The organism is Cupriavidus sp. 01L415 (assembly GCF_056400065.1).
In genome coordinates this window covers 39,635-59,239 of record NZ_JBFTSP010000009.1, presented here as the reverse complement: position 1 = coordinate 59,239, position 19,605 = coordinate 39,635, and the positions used below count along the sequence as shown (strand labels likewise).

At 63.6% G+C, this 19,605-nt stretch carries 18 protein-coding genes and 1 pseudogene; 12 read left to right on the top strand and 7 right to left on the bottom strand.

The window, feature by feature from the left end:
- Positions 1-53 precede the first annotated feature (53 nt).
- The gene (locus AC1DOX_RS16010; RefSeq protein ID WP_441618396.1) at positions 54-641 is read left to right on the top strand and encodes a hypothetical protein; all 588 of its coding nucleotides are present in this window, start codon (positions 54-56) and stop codon (positions 639-641) included.
- 68 nt (positions 642-709) lie between these two features.
- Positions 710-1,729 carry a hypothetical protein gene (locus AC1DOX_RS16005; RefSeq protein ID WP_477101452.1) on the top strand — a complete coding sequence of 340 codons (1,020 nt, stop codon included), beginning with the start codon at positions 710-712 and terminating at the stop codon, positions 1,727-1,729.
- A 130-nt stretch (positions 1,730-1,859) separates the two neighbouring features.
- Here the strand turns inward: AC1DOX_RS16005 and AC1DOX_RS16000 are convergent, their stop codons facing one another.
- Both AC1DOX_RS16000 and AC1DOX_RS15995 read right to left on the bottom strand, forming a co-directional pair.
- Entirely contained in the window at positions 1,860-3,011 is a 1,152-nt protein-coding gene (locus AC1DOX_RS16000; protein ID WP_441618392.1) for a DUF3300 domain-containing protein, read from the bottom strand.
- A complete protein-coding gene (locus tag AC1DOX_RS15995) occupies positions 3,008-3,910 on the bottom strand; it encodes a DUF2950 domain-containing protein (RefSeq protein ID WP_441618390.1) in 903 nt (300 codons plus the stop codon). Before AC1DOX_RS15995 ends, AC1DOX_RS16000 begins: the two co-directional genes overlap by 4 nt.
- A gap of 109 nt (positions 3,911-4,019) precedes the next feature.
- On the opposite strand from AC1DOX_RS15995, the gene AC1DOX_RS15990 reads away from it, so the two are divergent.
- The 3 genes from AC1DOX_RS15990 to AC1DOX_RS15980 are packed head-to-tail and all read left to right on the top strand — an operon-like array spanning position 4,020 to position 7,587.
- Positions 4,020-4,658 carry a 2Fe-2S iron-sulfur cluster-binding protein gene (locus AC1DOX_RS15990; RefSeq protein ID WP_441618562.1) on the top strand — a complete coding sequence of 213 codons (639 nt, stop codon included), beginning with the start codon at positions 4,020-4,022 and terminating at the stop codon, positions 4,656-4,658.
- 15 nt (positions 4,659-4,673) lie between these two features.
- Positions 4,674-6,323: an FAD-binding protein gene (locus tag AC1DOX_RS15985; RefSeq protein WP_441618388.1), complete on the top strand. Its 1,650-nt coding sequence runs from the start codon at positions 4,674-4,676 to the stop codon at positions 6,321-6,323.
- 19 nt (positions 6,324-6,342) lie between these two features.
- Positions 6,343-7,587 (top strand): complex I 51 kDa subunit family protein, encoded by a 1,245-nt coding sequence (locus AC1DOX_RS15980; RefSeq protein WP_441618386.1) that lies wholly within the window; start codon positions 6,343-6,345, stop codon positions 7,585-7,587.
- Between the two features lie 20 nt (positions 7,588-7,607).
- Here AC1DOX_RS15980 and AC1DOX_RS15975 read toward each other — a convergent pair whose 3' ends face one another.
- Positions 7,608-8,696, bottom strand: a complete 1,089-nt coding sequence (locus tag AC1DOX_RS15975) for a BamA/TamA family outer membrane protein (protein WP_441618384.1) — start codon at positions 8,694-8,696, stop codon at positions 7,608-7,610.
- A gap of 258 nt (positions 8,697-8,954) precedes the next feature.
- Between AC1DOX_RS15975 and AC1DOX_RS15970 the strand changes: the two genes are divergently transcribed.
- On the top strand, positions 8,955-9,314 hold the full coding sequence (locus tag AC1DOX_RS15970) for a hypothetical protein (RefSeq protein WP_441618382.1): 360 nt from the start codon (positions 8,955-8,957) through the stop codon (positions 9,312-9,314).
- 171 nt (positions 9,315-9,485) lie between these two features.
- On the opposite strand, the gene AC1DOX_RS15965 is transcribed toward AC1DOX_RS15970, so the two are convergent.
- The gene (locus tag AC1DOX_RS15965) at positions 9,486-10,991 is read right to left on the bottom strand and encodes a DASS family sodium-coupled anion symporter (RefSeq protein WP_441618380.1); all 1,506 of its coding nucleotides are present in this window, start codon (positions 10,989-10,991) and stop codon (positions 9,486-9,488) included.
- A gap of 450 nt (positions 10,992-11,441) precedes the next feature.
- Between AC1DOX_RS15965 and AC1DOX_RS15960 the strand changes: the two genes are divergently transcribed.
- From AC1DOX_RS15960 to AC1DOX_RS15945, 4 genes are read left to right on the top strand one after another with little or no spacing between them, the layout of a single operon-like run.
- On the top strand, positions 11,442-12,287 hold the full coding sequence (locus AC1DOX_RS15960; RefSeq protein WP_092139869.1) for a TauD/TfdA dioxygenase family protein: 846 nt from the start codon (positions 11,442-11,444) through the stop codon (positions 12,285-12,287).
- A 32-nt stretch (positions 12,288-12,319) separates the two neighbouring features.
- The gene (locus tag AC1DOX_RS15955; RefSeq protein ID WP_441618378.1) at positions 12,320-13,378 is read left to right on the top strand and encodes a beta-keto acid cleavage family enzyme; all 1,059 of its coding nucleotides are present in this window, start codon (positions 12,320-12,322) and stop codon (positions 13,376-13,378) included.
- A 32-nt stretch (positions 13,379-13,410) separates the two neighbouring features.
- Entirely contained in the window at positions 13,411-14,397 is a 987-nt protein-coding gene (locus AC1DOX_RS15950; protein WP_441618376.1) for a tripartite tricarboxylate transporter substrate binding protein, read from the top strand.
- A gap of 42 nt (positions 14,398-14,439) precedes the next feature.
- Entirely contained in the window at positions 14,440-15,414 is a 975-nt protein-coding gene (locus AC1DOX_RS15945; RefSeq protein WP_441618374.1) for a quinone oxidoreductase family protein, read from the top strand.
- Here AC1DOX_RS15945 and AC1DOX_RS15940 read toward each other — a convergent pair.
- Entirely contained in the window at positions 15,401-16,471 is a 1,071-nt protein-coding gene (locus AC1DOX_RS15940) for an AraC family transcriptional regulator (RefSeq protein ID WP_441618372.1), read from the bottom strand. The two genes, AC1DOX_RS15945 and AC1DOX_RS15940, sit on opposite strands and share 14 nt — an antisense overlap.
- A 408-nt stretch (positions 16,472-16,879) precedes the next feature.
- Between AC1DOX_RS15940 and AC1DOX_RS15935 the strand changes: the two genes are divergently transcribed.
- The gene (locus AC1DOX_RS15935; RefSeq protein WP_441618371.1) at positions 16,880-17,848 is read left to right on the top strand and encodes a YeiH family protein; all 969 of its coding nucleotides are present in this window, start codon (positions 16,880-16,882) and stop codon (positions 17,846-17,848) included.
- Between the two features lie 150 nt (positions 17,849-17,998).
- On the opposite strand, the gene AC1DOX_RS15930 is transcribed toward AC1DOX_RS15935, so the two are convergent.
- The gene (locus AC1DOX_RS15930) at positions 17,999-18,163 is read right to left on the bottom strand and encodes an FmdB family zinc ribbon protein (protein WP_092139857.1); all 165 of its coding nucleotides are present in this window, start codon (positions 18,161-18,163) and stop codon (positions 17,999-18,001) included.
- A gap of 538 nt (positions 18,164-18,701) precedes the next feature.
- On the opposite strand from AC1DOX_RS15930, the gene AC1DOX_RS15925 reads away from it, so the two are divergent.
- A complete protein-coding gene (locus AC1DOX_RS15925; RefSeq protein WP_441618369.1) occupies positions 18,702-18,914 on the top strand; it encodes a hypothetical protein in 213 nt (70 codons plus the stop codon).
- 306 nt (positions 18,915-19,220) lie between these two features.
- On the opposite strand, the pseudogene AC1DOX_RS15920 reads toward AC1DOX_RS15925, so the two are convergent.
- A pseudogene (locus AC1DOX_RS15920) lies at positions 19,221-19,604 on the bottom strand (M20/M25/M40 family metallo-hydrolase); the annotation flags it as partial.
- Position 19,605: the final 1 nt, after the last annotated feature.

The window sequence follows — 19,605 nt, the reverse complement described above, 5'->3', positions numbered from 1 at the left end:
GCCGGCGCCACCGAACGACGGTATGGGGCCAGACCGGGCTCAAGGAGTTCGTCATGAATCTCAGCAAGCTGATCGTGGCGGCCGTGCTTGGCGCGGCAATCCTTCCCGTGATGGCACAGCCCGAGACCAAGGTGGACACGGTGTCGGGGGTGGGGGCTACCAAGACAACCAGAACGGTTAAGGCCACTGGCACGGTGACGGCCATCGATGCCGCCACGCGCACCATTTCGATCAGGAACAAGCAGGGCAAGGTCTCCGACGTGCAGGTCGGCGAGGACGTGCGCAACTTCGAGCAGCTTCGCGCGGGCGACACGGTCACCGTCGAGTACACGCAGGCCTTGTCAGTGAATCTCGCCAGACAGAGCGGCATGCGCTCCAGCACCGAACGCGAGATCTCGGACAGGGCCGCTCCTGGCGCCAAGCCCGGGGGCATGGTCGGGCGCGAGGTGACGGTCACTGCCGATGTCGTGGCGGTCAACGCCAAGACCGGCTTGGTGACGCTCAAGGGGCCAAGAGGCAAGACGGTGGACGTGCATGTCGAGGATCCGCAGCAGCTGAAGGCCGTTCGCCGTGGTGACCAGGTGCAGGCCGTCTACACGGAAGCCCTTGCCGTTTCTGTCACGCCCAAGACCGCCCGCTGAGTGGGGTGGCGCCAGGAGTTTGACCAAGCAGCGAACCGGGCAGGCTGAGGCCGGGCAGGAGCATGCAGATGGGATTTCTGGGTTGGGTGCGCCGGCGCAAGGCGTCGGCCCCTGGGCACCGCAAGCAAGAGATTGCCGAACTGGCCGAGCGCGTGACCCGGCTCTATCCACGCCTGCGGCTGGTGTCTCGCTACCAGCAGCGGCTCCGGCCTGCGCTGGAGCAAGCGCAGGATTATGTGCGCGAGCTCGTCAGGGGTCTTCCCGCGCCTCGTGAGGCCAGCATCCAGGCATGGGGCAACGACCCCTATATCCACACTTTCTTCGGCACGCCGCAGGACGTGCAGCTGGCCTTCAGCCGCTCTCCCGAACTGCGGGAGTTCTTCAACCAGTCGCCGGATGCGGAGCAGGCCGTTGCGGTGCTGGGGATGGAAATGATAGAGCGGCGCACGCTCGGCGTCGCGCTGGAAGGGGAGGTTATGCGCACGGAAGTGCCGCAAACCACCATCAGTTTCGGCGATCACAAGGCGAGGATCATCGCGCGCACCGAGGCAGAACTGCGCGAGGAAATCGTGCGGCGGATGTTCGACCAGTTCGGCATGGAGGGCCTCGCCCGTTTCGCTGCCGGCAAATCACGCCGCGACGTACTCACGCGCGAACAGACGCTGCTGGTGTCGCGTCTGCGCCTGCTCCAGCAGCAAGGCACCGGCATGCGTTCGATGCTCGGCGGCGATGGCGATGCCACTCCCGACGAGCAAGCCGGCCTGAGCGAGCAGATTGCGGTGAACGAGCAGGAGCTTGCGCAACTCGGGCCGGAAGAAGGGGCGCTCGACCGTCAGTTGGAATGTCTGGCGGAGGTCCTCGCGGATGCACGCGCCTGTTTTTCGATCGAGCAGCGACACTTGCGGCTGAGTGCCATGAACGTGCTTGTCGACGCGGACAACGCGGGGCCGGCACACGAGATCGATCTGCTCACGGCCCACGTCCCGGGCGATCCGCCGCTGGTGCGATCCATCACGCTGGTGCGCTTCGCGCGCGGCGACATGTTGTCGCCCACAGTTTTGCTCGAGGAGGCAGAGCGCCTGCTGTGAAAGCGAGGCGTTGCCGGGCAGGCGTGGCCCGGCCGGCGACTACTGCGCAGTTGGGGCCTGTTGCTGCAGGTTTTTTCGATATATCAGGAGAGGAACCCGGCCTGCACCACTCCCAACAGACTTTGATTCCCTAACGTCGCCCACCGCCACCTCGCCCGCCGCCAAAGCCGCCGCCTCCGCGCGCGCCACCACCGAAGCCGCCGGAGCGGCCTGAGCCTGACTGCAGGCTCGTATTCCCCCGATTGGCGTCACGCTGTACCGCGCTCCCTCCGCTGCCGACACCCTGGAAGCCATTGTCCCGGCCCCCGGTCGCGTCGCGCCCGCGGAAGTTGTTGCGCCCTGCGGCATCGGCCGTGCTCCTGCCGAATTTCTCGCGCGTGGCATTGTCGCGATAGGCAACGCCCTGGCGGTGCCGGGCATCGTGCTGCCAGCGGCCTCCCTCGAACTTGCTGGCATCGAAGTTGCGGTCGATGTTCCGGGCCTTGTGGTGCTCCACATGTACCCCGCCATTGTTCCAGTCGCAGTTGCCGAATATGGCGATGGCCCCAGCCAGGCCGATGCCCCATGCGATGCCTCCCAGGAAGGCATCGCCGGGGTAGTAGGGCCCGTAGGGCGGCCAGTAGTAGTACGGGTAGCCTGCATAGCCCCAACCGCCGTAGACGATCGCCGGGTCATACACCGGTACATAGATCACCTCGGGATTCGCCGGCTCGATGCGCACGATGGTCTGCTGCGCGGCTTCGCCGGAGGTTGCGCTTTCGACGGTCACGGTCTGCTGCGCGCCCGACTTGAGGTGGCCGGCTTGCTGGGCGCGCACACGCAGGCGTTGCACGGCATTGAACACCTCCTTCTGCTGCGCCAGGAATGCATCCCCCAGTTTCTGGGTCCAGTCCAGCTTGTCGCCCATTGGCTCAAGGATCTGCGGAAACGCCACCATCGATTTCACGCTGACGTCCCACGACTCGTTCTGCACCGCCTTGACTGCGTCGTTGCCCTTGAGGTTCGGATGCGCCTTGCTCCAGCGCGCGGCGAGCGCGACTTCCAGCGGGTAGGTGGAAGCCATCAAGACCTGTGAGAGCAGCGGATCGGGATAGAGCGCGATCGGCGCGACCAGCGCCTCGATTTCTTCCGCCTTGTACGGCGCGGGTTCCTTCTGGGCCTGCACCGCACCCTCCCCGGACATCGCCGGCGCGGCCGTACCCACTGCCGGCGGACCGGCGCTTTCGCAGCCGCCCAGCACAAGCAGGGCACAGCAAGCGGTGGTCAGGGCGCGCGGGTTCATGGCGACACCTTGCGCCAGCCGGGAGCCGGATCATACGATGTCGTTGCCGCTGCCCTGGCGGTGCTGTTGGTCCCGAGGTCGCGCTCATAGACCTGGCCCTTGTGGCTGACGATGAAGCTCATCACGCCGGTGTCACCGTAGCGTACCGGCCAGGCCATGACCGCGAAGCCGCCGAACAGCTTGCCATCGATGACATAGCTCAACGTGCCGCCATCTGCATGCGTCCCTTGCGAAGTGAGCAGCTTGTAGTGGTAGCCGTAGTAGCCCTCCTTGCTTGCATTGCGCGTGCCGGCATCCTGGAAAGCTGGCCCGAGCGGGCTGGGTGGCTCATTGGGTCCTGTCGGCCAGTAGAGCCCGTCGCGCTTGCCCGGGGAGCTGGACAGCCTGCTGGCATAGACGAGCCGTTTCTCGGCATCGTGGGTCGTCTGGGCGTATTCGGTCTGTGCATCGCAGACGGCCTGCATGGTCTGGATCACCGCGAGTTCGTTCCGCCCGATACGGCGCACGCGCATTTCCCGGGCGGCAGCCAGGGTGTCGAACTGCCAGCCATTGGCCGATTTGAGCAGCGGCACGGGCAGGGTCCATCCGTCGTCGCCGACGACGATGAGCGCTTGCGTGCCCGATTGCTCCACGCGACGCGATTGCGCCCAGGCCTGGTTGAACCTGTTCCGCACGTCGGCGCCGACCGGGGGGATGATGTCGCGGAAGTTGGGGCCAAGCATGGCTCGCATGGCCGTCTCGTCGTCATTGAGAACCGCCTGGCCAAAGGCCCCCATCGCGGCATCCGGCGAGTCGAACACCTGGCGCGCGAAGGCATGCGTCGCGCCGAGACCAAGCAGGCAGAGGCAGCCTAGTGCGGCGGCGGCCGCCCCTCGCAAGAATCTCTGCAGTCCTGTCATGTTCCCGCCCCTGAGCAATGACCTTCCCTGTGCTATGGTTTATATGACCTTTTGGGACAGTGCGCCAGTGCAGTGTGCTGTTGGCGCCGCCGACACGACAGGGTGTGAAATGGTACGTTTGAGCATCGAAGGACGGCAGCTCGAAGCACCGGAAAACTGTTCCATCCTGCAGGCGTTCCTGCACGCGGGGGAAACGCTTGTCGAAGGCGTCGGCTGCATGGGCCAGGGCGTATGCGGGTCGTGCCGCGTCATGGTGCGGCGCAGCGGCGAACAGGATGTGAAGACCGCGCTCGCATGCGAAACGCTGGTGGAAGACGGCATGCAGGTCGCCTTTCTGGATTACTTCACGGCGTCGGAGCGGCACGTCTATCGCATCGAGGAGATCGGCGACAGCTGGGACGCGTTGCAGACGATCTCGGACATTTTCCCGGAGGCGGCCCATTGCCGTCATTGCAGCGGATGCGATCGCGCCTGCCCAAAGGGGCTTGATGTCCAGGAGGGCGTGAAGCTCGCGGTGGAGGGCAAGCTGACGGCTTCGAGCCATGTCTTCGACGAATGCGTCATGTGCAACCTCTGCACGCTGGCCTGCCCCGAGCATATCCGGCCCAACCATCTCGGCCTGTTCGTGCGGCGGATGATCGCGGCGCAGTCCTTGCGTCCGGCCAATCTCATGTTGCGGCTGCAGCAGATCGAGAGTGGCGCGATGCGCATTGACTTCGACGCACCGGGCGCGCAGCCGCCGCGCTGACGGAGACCGACGATCATGCCGGCTGGTATCCCATATGAAGTCGCGCTCAGGCGCTACCGTCCCGGTGTGGCGCCGGCGGTGCGCAGCGACGACATCTCCGTAGAAGCGCTTCTCAAGGGCTATCACCCGGACCACGGCCCCAATGCGCGCGTTGCGCTGGCCGTCGGCGTGAATCGCGGCGAACCCTGTCAGCCGGATCTCGCCCGCTATCTGCAGGCAAACGCGCTGATCGACGACGTGGACATTGCCGGCGCACAGCTCGTCTCCACCGATGTGCTGATCATCGGCGGGGGCGGTGGTGGCTGCGCGGCGGCGCTCACCGCAGCCACGCGCGGCGCGCAGGTGATCCTCGCCACCAAACTGCGCCTTGGCGACAGCAACACGGTCATGGCCGAAGGCGGCATCCAGGCGGCCATCGGCGAGGATGACAGCCCCCAATTGCACTTTGAGGACACCTTGCGCGCCGGGCATTTCTGTGGCGATCCGGAGCTCGTCGCGCAGATGGTGATGGATGGACCCGACGTGATTCGCTGGCTGATCCAGCTGGGCATGATGTTCGATCAGGAGGAGGACCGGCCCTTTGGCGGCAACCTTCTGCGCAAGAAGCCAGGCGGGGCATCGGCCGCGCGCATTCTCTCCTACCGGGACTACACCGGACTGGAAATGATGCGCGTGCTGCGCGAGGCGGTGGATCTGGAACCCGGCGTCGCGGTGTGGAACCGTTGCCCCGTGGTCGAGCTCCTGTCCGACGAGCGCGGGCGCTGCGCCGGGGCCGTGATCTACAACCTCGAATGGCGCACCTTTGTGCTGGTGCGCGCGCGCGCCGTGATTCTCGCCACCGGAGGGGCGGGGCGCCTGCACCTGAATGCGTTCCCGACGTCCAACCACTACGGCGCCACAGCAGACGGCCTGGTGCTCGCCTATCGGATTGGGGCGCGCCTGCGCGAGCTGGACTCGTTCCAGTACCATCCCACCGGCATCGCCTACCCGCCGCACCTGGCCGGCGGCCTGATCTCGGAAGCTGCTCGTTCGGCCGGCGCCAGGCTGATCAACGGCGAGGGCGAGCGTTTCGTCGATGAACTTAAGCCGCGGGATATCGTGGCCTCGGCGATCCTGCGTGAATGCGCGCAGGGGCGCGGCATCGAGCGGGGCGGCCAGGTCGGCGTCTTCCTCGACACGCCGACGCTGGAAATGGAAAACCCCGGCATTCTGGAAAAGCGGCTCGTGACGCTGCGCCATCTCGCCCACAAGTGCGGTCAGGATGCGTCCCGGGAGCCGTTCCTCGTCTACCCGACCTTGCACTACCAGAACGGCGGTGTTGCCATCGACAAGGAGGGTGCGACCAGCGTGCCAGGGCTGTACTGCGTTGGCGAGGTCACGGGCGGCATTCACGGACGCAACCGGCTGATGGGTAACGCGCTGCTCGATATCCTGAGCATGGGCCGGCGTGCCGGGGCCAGCGCAGCGGAGGCGGGCCGCAGCGTCATGGCCGCACGCGCCGGAATCGGCCATGTGCACGCCTGGCAGCGGGAATTGACACTGGCCGGGCTGCCGCTGCATGTCCAGGCACCGCAGCTCTTCCCGGGCTACGCGCATTTCGATCTGCGCGTCGATGCGGGGTTGCACGCCGGCGCGCGGGGCCGGGCGGTCGGCGGCACCCGGTGAGCGATCCACGGAGCGCGCGATGGAACACCTGAATCAGGTTCTCCTCCACGAGGATGTCCGGGTTGGCGCAGACCTGGATGCCTGGCTGGCACACGGCGGCGGAGAAGGGCTGGCCAAGGCGCTGCGAGAGCCGGCCGCAGTCATCGCCGAGATCGAGCAGGCGGACCTGCGCGGGATGGGTGGCGCCGGCTTCGCGACATATCGCAAATGGGCGCCAGTCGCCGCCGCGGCGGATGGCGACAAGTACATCATCTGCAATGGCAACGAAGACGAGCCGGGGACGTTCAAGGACCGCTTTCTGCTGGAGCACACGCCGCATCAGGTGATCGAGGGCGCGCTGATCGCCGCAGCCGCCACCCGCGCCAACCATGTCGTGCTGTACGTCAATCCCCATCAGCCGCTGTCGCTCGCAAGTACGCGCATGGCGGTGCAGCAGTGGCAGGCGCACCCGCAGTTCGCCGAGCTTGCCCGGCTGGTCGGCGGACCGGTATCGCTCATCGTGGTACCAAGCTCGGGCTTGTATATCGGCGGCGAGGAAACCGCGGTTATCGCGAGCGTCGAGGGAGGATTCCCGTTTCCACGCCGCAAGCCGCCTTTTCCGGCCGAGCATGGCGTGCACGGCGCGCCGACCGTCGTGAACAACACCGAGACGCTGGCCCACGTGCCGGGCATCCTGCGCAACGGTGCACAGTGGTATCGCGAGCTCGGCATCGGCAACGCAGCCGGAACCAAGCTGTATTCACTCTCGGGCGATGTCTTGCGGCCTGGCCTGTATGAGCTGCCGATGGGCACGAGCCTGGAGGCGCTGGTGTTCGTGCATGGCGGCGGGATGCTCCAGGGCAAGGCGTTCAAGGCAGTCTTCACGGGGGGGCCCTCCAATACCCTGCTGACCAAGCGCGATCTCGATGTGGCGCTGGACTTCGACTCCGTGCGACAAAGGCGCTCCCGGTTGGGGACCGGCGCCATGATCGTGGTGTCGGAAGGCACCAGCATCGTTCGCAAGGTAGCCGAGTACGTCAGCTTCTTTGCCCAGGGTTCGTGCGGCCAGTGCCCGCCGTGCAAGGGCGGGACGTTCCAGTTGATGCGACTACTCAACCGGATCGATACGGGCCGCGGCGTGCGCGCGGACCTGGACGCGTTGGAGAACCTTTGCCGCATCCTTCCAGGCAGCGGGCGCTGCGGCCTGATCGATGGCGCCGTGACGGTGGTGGACAGCTCCCTCCATCAGTTCCGGGAAGAATACGAGGCGCTTTTGCTGGCATAGGCCCAGGCACCGTTGCAGATCTAGCGCCACGCGCTCCCCACTTGTACATAGACAGCGTTCTGGTCCTTGCTGTGGGCGAAATCCATGCCGATGGCGAGCCCCAGCTTTCTCGCGATCAGGTAGCGAAAGCCCACCCCGGCGCTGACAATGTTGGGGGCATCATCGAAGCTTTGCCGGCCGTAGGCCTTGCCGACGCCGGTAAATCCGAGCAAGGACCAGCGGGGCCGGAAGTCCCAGCGCAGTTCCACCTCCGTCGAGATCGCATTGCGGTCCTGGTAACGGGCCTTCTTGACCCCACGCAGGTCGACGTATGGCTGGACATAAAACGGCACATCGCCACTGGAAAAGCGCGTGTCGGCTCTGAGGCCGAGAATCAGTGTCTTGGCGATCGGCAGCCACGTGTACCCGCGCGCCGCGTACATGTCGTAGTTCTGGGTGCTGCCGATTCCTTCCCGTGCGAGCTGGGCTTCCAGTTCCGCATAGACGCCGCGGCTGGGGTAGAAGATGTTGTCGCGTGAATCGTAGTCGACCACCAGGCTGGCAGCGCTGATGCGCTGGTTCCGGCCTTGTCCCACCAGGTCTCCGGGCGTCTGGCCAAACTTGAAAACGGCGTTCGAATCGAAGTAGATATAGCGGGGGCCGGCAAACCAGTGGGTATTCCCGATACGGACCAGAAGCTGCTGGAGAAGGCCTGTGCCCTGCAGCGAATACGCCCTGGCCTGGTTCGCATTGCCGAAATAGTCCAGATTGGCGGCTACCTTGGCGATGCCGCCAAGGTAGCGGTACCGATCGCCGTCCCAGGTATGGAAGTGGCCGAGCGCCCCGGCCCACGTGCCGTTCTGCGTGTAAGCGCCGCCGACAAAGGTGATGTTGGGTGGTATGCGCTCCTGGCCGAGCGACTTGGCTCGCACCTCGCTTTCGGCGATGGATTCCGAGAAGAAGAGCAGGCCAACGCCCAGGCCATAGCCAACTGCCGGCTCGGTGATCACAAACGGAACGGGCAACGCGCCCTTGTGCTCGAGAAGGTAGCTACTGAGGTCAAACTGCCCGTCTTCCGGGTCGACAAGGCGGAGTGGGCGATCGTCGGCCATGGCGCTGATGGACGTCATTAACGACAGGCTGCATATCAGACGATGCAGAAACGGCCGACGCATCGGCGCACCTCCATGCCGGGTGTTCGTACGATCGCCGCTCTTGCCGCCCGGATATTCATGGCGCTCTGGGCGTTCGAGGGGAAGGCAATGCGATCCTGTCGAGTACCTCGATTTGTTTCGCCTTTGACTTCTGCAAGACGCTAACCATACTAGCTTCTGCACATCCCCTGCGTGCGGGGGATTGCTCCAGAAGCCAAGACACCGGGAACCAACGTGCCCAATATCCGAACGATCGTATCGGCGGTGGTCGTATGCGCTACGCTTGGCGCGAATAGCGTTGCCTATGCGCAGCGGCAGGACGGCGCGGCGGCTGCTGCAGATGCCGTCAGCGAGGCGGTGCAGGAAGGGCATAGCCCGTATCGCCCGTCACGCGAGCCGACAGCCTCCGGCAATATCAATTCTCCGGAGTGCCAGGAGTTGCTGGAGCAATTCACCGCGACACCCAACCGCGAGTACCAGCCTTCGACCGGGCGGCCTGTTACAACGAGCCAGGGGCGGGTCGTGCCAGGCCTGCAACGAGACCGCGCGCGGGATAACCTGATCGATACGTTCAGGGCCAAGTGCACGCATTAGCGTCTGTTTACCTATGAAGTCCAGCCCTCTTGCAAGGGCGGCACCTTCCAGTTGATGCGATTGCTCAGTCGGATTGACAGCTGCGGTATCGGGATCGCCGTCTGCGAAGTCGCGCGTCACGTCGATCTCGCGTGATCATGGCGGTGCATCGGGCGTCGTTCGGCCGCGTGTTCACCAGAAGCCAAGCACCTTCCACCAGACGCTCCCGACCACGGCGAAGATCAGCAGCTCCACCACACACATCACAAAGCCGACGCGCCACCAGGTTCCCATCGTGACAAAACCGCTGCCGAAGATGATCGGCGAGGTGCCCGTCGCATAGTGGGTGAGCGTCATCATAATCGCCGAGCCGGCCGCCATCAGCAGCATGAATGGCACCACATACGCTGGCGGTATCAGATGGACGCCGACTGTCAGGAAGGCGAGCATCATCGCACTGATGTGCGCCGTCGTGCTGGCGAACAGGTAGTGCGAGAAGACGAAGATCGCAACCAGAATCGCGGCCGTGCCGCCCCAGCCAATGCCGCTGGTCACGATCGCGTCGCTCATGCCCTTCGAGAACCAGCCAATCACGCCTTGCTTGTTCAACTGCTCGGCCAGCATGATCAGCGCACCAAACCATATCAGCGTGTCCCAGGCGCTCTTCTCGGACAGCACGTCGTCCCAGTCGATGGTGCCAGTAATGATCAGCACGAACAGGCCGACCAGGGCGACCACCGTTGGGTCCAGCGTGAGCGACGGACCGAACACCATCGCTGGAACGTTGGCCCACAGCAGCAGCAGCAGCGCGAAGGTGAATATCATCACCTTTTCCTTTGGCGACACTGGACCCATCTTCGCCATTTCGGCGTGCGCATATTCCACTGCGTTGGGTGTGGCCTTGAGCTGCGGTGGCGACAACACATAGATCACCAGCGGCATCACCAGCATGCATAGCAGGCCGGGCAACAACATGCAAAGCGCCCAGCTCGTCCAGCTCAGATGCAGATTCTGATTGGTTGCCTTGGCGATGTAGTCCACCACCAGCGGGTTCGGGGCGGTGGCGGTCACGAACATCGCCGAAGAGATCGGGTTGGCGTGGTAGTTGACCAACGCCAGGTAGGTGCCGACCTTGCCCTCGGTGCCTTTGGCCGGGTCCGAGTCGAATGCGATGGCGATCGATTTCATGATCGGATGCACGATGCCGCCACCACGCGCGGTATTGCTCGGTGTGAACGGCGCCAGCACCAGTTCGCAGGTGGCCAGACCATAGCCGATGCCTATCGTTCGTTTCCCCATCAGGGAGATGAACATCAGGCCGACACGGGTGCCCAGGCCGGTCTTCTTCACGCCGCGTGAGATCAGGATGGCCACCACGATCAACCAGATCAGCGGACTGTCGAAGGCGGTCAGCGCATCGGCGATCGCCCCCTTGGACGAGTCCGAGGTCACCTGCGACAGCGAGAGGACCACGATGGCCATCATCGCCATCACCCCGATCGGCATGACCTTCAGGATGATTGCCACGATTGTTGTCAGAAAGATGGCAACCAGGCCCCAGGCCTTGGGCGTGAGCCCCGCTGGCACAGGCAGAAGCAGCATGGTGATCAGCACGACCGTCGTGATCAGCGCGGGACCGAGTCGAAACGGGACCACGCTGTTGAAGTAGCGGAACGCCGCTTTCAGTTGTGTGAGCATCCCGCGCATCCTTCAAAGAAGAGTTGGCCCCGGCCGCTGGAACACAGCCCAAGGATCGGGCCATTGGAACGCTTCGGAAGGCCCTGGTTGCCGCATGGCCTGCCTCCGTCCTGCCTGGATATACGAAAACCCATACCAGGCGCCAGTCCGCGCGCGAGTCAACTCCAATGTGGAGCAGAAGCCGCGCGGGCAGCCGAATGACCTTTCCGTTTCTTATGGTTTATATGTTCTTTTTGGTAGAAGCGCCAGTGTGGCGCAGGCGCCGCCAGACGATGGAATGCGAAGAGTAGTTCCCGCGCCGAGTCACTGGCGGCGTCGCGGCGATGTCCCAAATTAGCAAATTCATGTCCCAGATAAGCAAGTGAGACAGGCCGCAAGCGCCAGATACTCGATGCGCAGAAGACGGTGAACCGACTCGCGGATTCATCCAAGACTGCAGGAGACATGAAAATGAAAATCAGGCAGATCACCCCGGCCATCGGGGCCGAAATTTCCGGCATCCATCTGGGTGAAGCGTCGCGCGATCCGGCGCTGTTCGCAGCGATCAAGACCGCACTGCTCGAGCACAAGGTGCTCTTCTTTCGCAGGCAGGAGATTACGCGTGCCGAGCACGTGGCCTTCGCCAGATGCTTCGGCAAGCTGGAAGACCATCCTGTCGCCGGTAGCGATCCGGATCATCCGGGTCTGGTGCGCATCTACCGTAGCGATAACCCGCACAGCTACGAGAACAACTATCACTGCGATGGCCTGTGGCGCCCCAATCCGGCCATGGGTGCGGTGCTGCGCTGCATCGAGTGCCCTGAAACCGGCGGCGACACCATCTGGGTCAATATGGTGAGGGCCTACGAGGAATTGCCCGACGACATCAGGCAGAAGATCATCGGCCTGCGCGCAAGGGCCAGCATCGAACACAGCTTTGGCGCGGTCATGGACGCGGAAGCGCGTGCGAAGCTGGTGCAGGACCATCCGCCAGCAGAGCATCCGGTGGTGCGCACCCATCCCGAAACGGGCGAGAAGATCCTGTTCGTCGGTGCGGGCTTCACCACGCACTTCACTAACTACAGCACGCCGGCCAACGTACGTCACGGCATCGACAAGGCACCCGGTGCTTCGCTGCTACTCAACTACCTGATCAGCCGCGCCACCATTCCCGAATACCAGGTGCGCTGGTCATGGCAGGAAGGCGACATCGCGGTCTGGGACAACCGCTGCACGCAGCACTACGCCCTCAATGACTACTGGCCGGCGCCGCGCAAGATGGAACGCGCCGGCATCGTGGGCGACATCCCTTACTGAATCGACTGCTGACGACTACCCGGAGCATCAACATGAATTTCCTAGACGGTCACCTTTTTCCCGAGAACCAGCAGCCGCTGATCATCACCGCAGCGCCATACGCGCCGGGTTGGCAGCCATCCGATTTTCCCGAGGACATTCCGGTCACGATGGAGGCGCAAATCCAGAAGGCCGTGGATTGCTATAACGCTGGCGCCACGGTGCTGCATCTGCACGTGCGCGAGCTGGACGGCAAGGGCAGCAAGCGTCTGTCCAAGTTCAATGAACTGATTGCCGGCGTGCGCGAGGCGGTGCCGGAAATGATCATCCAGGTAGGTGGCTCGATCTCGTTCGCACCCGAAGACGACGGCCAGGCCGCCAAGTGGCTATCCGACGATACCCGCCACATGCTCGCGGATCTGGACCCCAGGCCGGACCAAGTCACGGTGACCGTCAATACTTCGCAGATGAACGTCACGGACCACGCCGACGATGCCGACTTCAGGGGCACCTCGCGCGAGGACATGACACTGTTTAACGCCTACAAGAACATGACCGTCCCTGCCAACCCCGGTTGGGTGGAGGAGCACGTGCGTCGCCTGACGGCCGCCGGGATCCAGAGCGAATTCCAGTGCTACAACATCAACAGCTTCGAGTCAGTCGAGCGGCTGATGCGCCGCGGCTTCTACAAGGGTCCGCTGATCCTGAACTGGGTAGCCATTGGCGGCGGGATGGATACGCCAAGCCTCTACAGTCTGGCCAACTTCATGCGTGCCGTGCCTGACGGCGCGGTGGTGACGGTGGAAAGCAACGTACGCAATGTGCTGCCCGTCAACGTGATGGGTATCGCGATGGGATTGCACGTGCGCTGCGGCACCGAAGACGTCCTGTGGAACCAGCAGCGTACGGCCAAACAAAGCACGGTCAGACAGATCGAGCAACTGGTGCGCGTTTCGCGCGAGCTTGGTCGCGACATCGCCACTGCAAGGCAGGCCCGCGAGATCTGCAAGATCGGCGTGTTCTATGAAACCGTCGAGGAATCGCTGCAGGCCAACGGCTTCGCGCCAAACCGCAATGGGGGAAACCAGGGCTATCTGCGCAAGACGCAGTGACAGATGCAGCAGCCGATGACCAGGAGACTGTCATGAAACGCCATACCCTCAATGCGTGCAGGTGCCTTGCGCTTGCGCTTGGCGCCTTACTGCTGGCCACGAGCACGACCCACGCTGCCGACTGGCCAACCAAGCCGGTGCGCATTCTTGTCGGCGCGCCGCCCGGCGGCACAGCCGATATCGTTGCGCGCCTGCTTGCCTACGAGTTGCAGCGCCCGCTCGGGCAATCCGTGATCGTCGATTACAAATCAGGAGCAGCGGGAACCATCGCGGTCCATGGCATGCTTTCCGCACCCCGCGATGGCTATACCTTCCTGCTGATCCAGAAGGGCATCGCCTCGGAAGTGCCGTTGGCCATCAAGGTGTCCTACGATCCGTTCAAGGATATCGTTCCGATCGCACAGCTCACCCGGCAGGGACTGATACTCGTCGGCAACCCCACGCTGCCTGCGAAGAATCTCTCGGAGCTGGTCAGGTATATCAAGGCCAATCCCGGCAAGATCGACTACGCGAACTTTGGTATCGGCCTGCGCGGCCAGACGATCGGCGTGCAGTTCAACCGGCTGGCCGGACTGGACACCGGTGCCGTGAGCTACAAGGGGTCCCCACCTGCGCTGCAGGACGTCATGGGCGGACAGGTACCGCTGATGTTCGACGGCCCCGCGACGTCGCTGCCGTTTATCAAGGCGGGAAAGCTCAGGGCCTATGCGGTGGCGTTTCCGCAGCGAATTTCGGCGCTGCCCAACGTTCCGACCTTTACCGAACTGGGATACCCAGACCTCAACGAAGTGGGCTGGATGGGACTGTGGTCAGCGCCGGGCGTGCCGCCGGCGGTTATCGCCAGGATGCGTGATGCCACGCTCAAGGCGCTGCAATCCCCCGAACTAGGTCGAAAGATCCAGGATCTCGGCATGGAGGTCGGGTCGCCCGCCACCACGGATGAACTTGCCAGGGACATCCGCGAATCGTACGAGCGCCAGGGCAAGCTGCTGCGTTCGATCCATTTCACTCCGGAGTGACGACGGCCCCGTCCGTCCACACTCGAGTATCGAGGACCAAGAATGAAAGCAGCACGTGTATTGCCTGGTGCCGACGGCGGTCGGCTTGAGGTTCAGGATATTCCCGCCCCGAAACCGGGCCCCAATGAAGTGTTGGTCGGGGTGCGAGCATCGGGCGTCAATTTTGGCGAGATCAAGTACATGCGCGAGCATCGGACGGGAAACCCGATGACCGCGGGTGTCGAGTTCGCTGGCGAGGTGGTCGGCGTCGGCGATCAGGTCCGTGGCTGGCGCGAAGGCGACCGTGTGATGGGCCATGGCCGTGGCTGCCACGCGCAGTATGTCGTGGCGGCTCCGCTGGCGTTGATGCCGATTCCCGACGATGTGTCGTGGGTCGATGCCGCGGCGTTTCCCAACGTGTTCATCACCGCCCATGATGCGCTGGTCAGCAACGGCGAGCTGAAGGCCGGCGACTCGGTGTACATCAACGGTGCCTCGGGCGGTGTCGGCATGGCCGCGCTCATGACTGCGAAAGCGCTTGGCGCCAGGCTGGCAATGGTGTCGTCGCGGTCGGCGGAGAAGCTGGAGCGGCTCGCCGCTTATGGCGCCGACGTCGGCATCGACACATCGCGTGAAGCGCAGGTCGAGGCCATCATGGCTGCCACTGACGGGCGTGGCGTCGATCTGATCGTCGACACCATCGGTGGTACGGTCTTCGAGGAAAATGTCAGGTGCCTTGCAGTAAAGGGACGACTGGTCAATCTTGCGCGGCTGGGCGGCGGCCAGTTTGGACGGATCGATATCAACCTGCTCTGGCTGAATCGCCTGAAGCTGATGGGCGCGACGTTCCGCACACGCACCGAGGCCGAACGTCTCGCGTGTATCCAGGCATGCGCGCGCGATCTGCTGCCACACTTTCGCGAAGGCAGGCTGCGTCTGCCGATTGACCGCACATTCCCGATGGATTCGATCGCGGACGCCTACGCGTATATCGCGCGCAGCCAGCACATGGGCAAGATTGTGCTTATTGCCGACTGACTGAGGGAGCCGGATGGCGACGGCCCCGGCCGATCGCCGCTGCCGATCGCGCTGCCGTCTGCCTGCGCCATTGCGTGACGCTGCAGCCGAACTCGGCGCGAAACCAATGGCTGAAGCTGCTCTGGTTGGAGAAGCCGAGCAGACCCGCGATTTCGCCGATCGGCTGGTCGCTCTCCTCCAGATGGCGCGTCACGAGCTCCGAGCGCACCTCGTCGAGGAGTGCCGAAAACGTGAGTCCATCGGCGCTCAGATGACGATGCAGCGTGCGACGATCGACGCGCAGATGCAGCGCTACCTGCTGGGCCGTACAGCGCCCGCCGGGGAGCAGCGCCATGATGAGTTCGCGACAGGTTTCACGCGTACCCTCGCCACGGCGTCGTAGGGCGGCCTCCAGGTAGTCGCGCGCCAGTTGGGCCGCGCCAGACTGGTCTGGCGCGCGTGGCTTCTCCAGGTCGGCTGCGGCACAAACCAGGCCGTTGAACGGCTGATTGAACATCGGATTGCGGCCGAAAAAGGCGCGGTGCGCCGATATGTCGGCTGGCGCGCGATGCGTAAAGCAGACCTGCAATGGGCGCCATTCTGGTCCGATCAACTCGCGCAGGATGCGAAACATCATGCCGACGGTGAGTTCCATGGCCTGACGGGTGCCCGAGCCAGGGCTGGGCAGCAGGTCCTCACGAATGATCACGGTCTGACCTGCGTCCTCGACGCGCGTGACCAGCGATGCGCTGAGCAGCTTCAGGTAGCGACACAAGGTATCGAGCGCCTGTCGTGGCGAGGGCTCCTCCTTTAGCACCAGGCTGATCGGCCCGAGGTTGGAAAACGTACGACGCGCCGCCATCCGCAAGGCGAAATCCTCGACACCGGTCGTGCTGGCGGTAGCTTCCAGCAACTCGCGCAAGGCGCTGCTCGGAATGCGTGTCTCGGGGTCCTTGAGCAACCGCGCCGACAGCCCCACAGCACGCAACAGGGCTCCCGGGTCGCGGCCAAGCGATTCCACCAGCTCGATGTAGCCGTTCAGCGTGGCACTGCGAACGAGTCGCCCGACGTTTGGCATGGCGCTGCTTTCACATATTCGAACCGAAGGGAGTATGCCTCAAGATGATCATCAACCAATGATAGATGCCCGACGCGGGCCCACGCGGGTATGCCGGCTGCGGCACCGCACGGTGTTGCCCGCCTCGAGGGTCCATCCGGTGCAACGTTTCAGGAGCGACTCACTATCGACGTGGCATGTAATGCAAAGTCGTTGGCATCCGTTGCACGGCGGGCACCGAGTTCCATGGCGCATGCTTGCTAACTGGGAAATTGCAGAGTGTGTCCGCCAGCGTTTCCCGGTTTGCGAAGTGAGTGGGGCCGATTCCGAAATGGGCGGCGAACTTCATCGACCCATCGGAGAGACATCATGTCCGTAAGATTCCTGAATCCGAGTTTGTTAAATACGTTCCGGGGCTATCTGCCCGGCATGGTCATCAGCGCGGTGGTAACCGTCGCAGCCATGTCGCTCGCCACGCATTACCAGGCACCGGTGATGCTGTTCGCCTTGCTATTGGGTATGGCGCTGAACTTCCTGTCCCGAGAATCCTCCACCGCTTCCGGCATTGACTTCAGTGCCAAGCAGGTGCTTCGGCTGGGAGTGGCCTTGCTGGGATTGCGCATTACGGCTTCGCAGGTGGCGGCACTGGGTTGGCACTCCGTTGCCATGGTCGTACTGGCGGTGGCGCTGACCATACTGTGCGGCATCGTGCTGGCTCGACTGATGGGGTTCCAAACGTTCTTCGGCTTGCTCACCGGGGGTGCCGTGGCGATCTGCGGTGCTTCCGCGGCGCTGGCCCTGTCGGCAGCCATGCCACAGCATCCGTTAAAGGAGCGCGCGACGCTGTTCACGGTCATCTCCGTCAGTACCCTATCGACGGTCGCGATGGTGTTATACCCGATGCTCGCGCAACTGCTGGCCTTGCCTTCTTTACAGGCCGGAGCCTTTATTGGCGGAACCATCCATGATGTGGCCCAGGTAGTAGGGGCCGGCTACAGCATCTCGCATGAAGCCGGCGATGCGGCCACGCTGATCAAGCTGATGCGTGTGGCCATGCTGCTGCCGGTGATCGCGCTGGCTGCGTGGTTGTCGCAGCGGCATCAGCGGGCACAAGGGGAAGCCGGCAAGGGTCCGCGCCCGCCGCTGCTGCCGTGGTTTGCCGTGGCCTTCGCGGTGCTGGTGGCGATCAATAGCACAGGCTGGCTGCCTCCGGGGGTGGTAAAGGCCGGGCAGTTTGCTTCGCAGTGGTGTCTGGTCATGGCCATGGTGTCAATCGGCATGAAAACCCACCTCAAGGACATTCTGTCCGTAGGCTGGAAGCCGGTAGCACTGATGGTCCTCGAGACGGTGTTCCTGGCCGTGCTGTTCTACGGCATGTTGGTGGTGATGCGATTCTAGTTTGGCAACCACAGAGCCTGGCGTCGCCCACCGCCGCATTGCCGCGGCCCCCCCAAGCGGGCCCCACCGCTGTACAGATCGGTATTGCCGAGGGGCGGGCCGATGCGGGCGGCAATGATCCTTTCGCCCATGTGAGCAGGGAATGACCGTTCAGCTCTTTCTTGAAGTTTTGGCGACGAACGGCGTAGGCGCATGCTGCACCTTATCGCTCCCACATTTGGGGCATTTTAACTGGACGGTCGCGTGTTCTGCGACATGCTCCGCGTGTTCGAATTTTTCACCGCAATCCTGGCAACGATATTGATAGGTCGGCATTCTCATTCTCCAGTACGAATGAACTCGATACGTGCGCCGCGCCTCCACCACAGAGTGCATTCACGCGGGCACCGCGCCTGTACATTCTAGTGCGACACCCCTGAAAGGAGCACCCGCTGGATCGGCATTTCGCGGAAAGTGGCCATCCGCTGGGAGCGTGGTGCGGTTCGAGGCGGATGGCGCTCCAATAGGCCCGGGCGCGCGCTCATGCGGCCCGTGGAGAGAAGCAGGGCCTCCGCCTAGTCAGCCGCGTCACGGTGCGCCGGGTCCTGCATTAGTTGCGCCGCTTGTAGGTGTTGGGTAGCACTACACAGGTTCGTGGGCACTGCCGGATGCCTTCCAACACTCCACGCCGCATTGCGTTTCGCCACGCCGCGGTCATACCGACCTTCCCGCCCGGAAACCCGGCATTTGCGCGGCCACCTCGGCAGGCCTCTGGCCATTCTCCGCAACCGGCACGCTCCATGCATCTGTTCAATCGAGCACTGCAACATGCTCGATTGAAACCACACTCGTTAATTCACAGCTAGGAGAAGCCATGAGCACAATGACGATCAAGGACTTGCAGCCGCTCGACATCGAGCAGCAAGGCAAGCCAACCACGACGATTCGTTCACTCTCGAGCGAGGAGTTGCGCCGGATATCGGGCGGGCGCTCCGCGGTGGGGATGTTGAATGGAGACGAAAACAACCTTGTCACCTTCGATATAGACAAATGGAATTTTGACCAATTTGCGCGTGGGGCATTGTAGGCGGATAACGCCGAGAGAACCGCCCCCGCGCTGTCGCTCGCATTCAGCCCGGGGGGGTGAAGTGTCAATGGCAACTCATTATCTCTTTGATTGCCGGGTCAATAGTTACACGCCCAACGTATGGGCGTGTCAAGGATATTCTCTGGTTGAAAGGTAGCATTGACTGGCTGCTTCTGGCCGGCTTCAGCAATGCAAGGTGAGGGCGCCGACCGGCGCAACGCGGCCTCTCTCTCGGCCATTTGCCTTCCCTGGATCGAATCTGTTTTGCCGAAGCCGCTGCTCCATGTGCAGCACCCCGCGAAGCATCTACTTGGTTCCGCCCAGCTCCATGATCATCCGCGACAGCAGATAGAGCCGAGGCACCACGCTGTCGACCTCAGCGTATTCCTCGGGCGTATGAATGCCGCCACCGACGACGCCGAAACCATCGAGCGTCGGTGTGCCGACGCCAGCGGACAGGCTCGAATCGGCGGCGCCTCCGCTACCCTCAAGGGTGAGCTTGCGTCCGATTTCGCTGTAGATGGCTTGCGCCTTGGCCGCTAGCTGGTCCGAAGCTGCGTTGCGCGGCATCGGGGGGAAGCCGCGTACCAGCGAGGTTTTCACTTCCGTATCGGGGATCAGCTTGTTGGCCGACACGCGCGCCAGGTCACGCTCCACGCGGTCGAATTCCTCGGGCACCGCCACGCGCAAG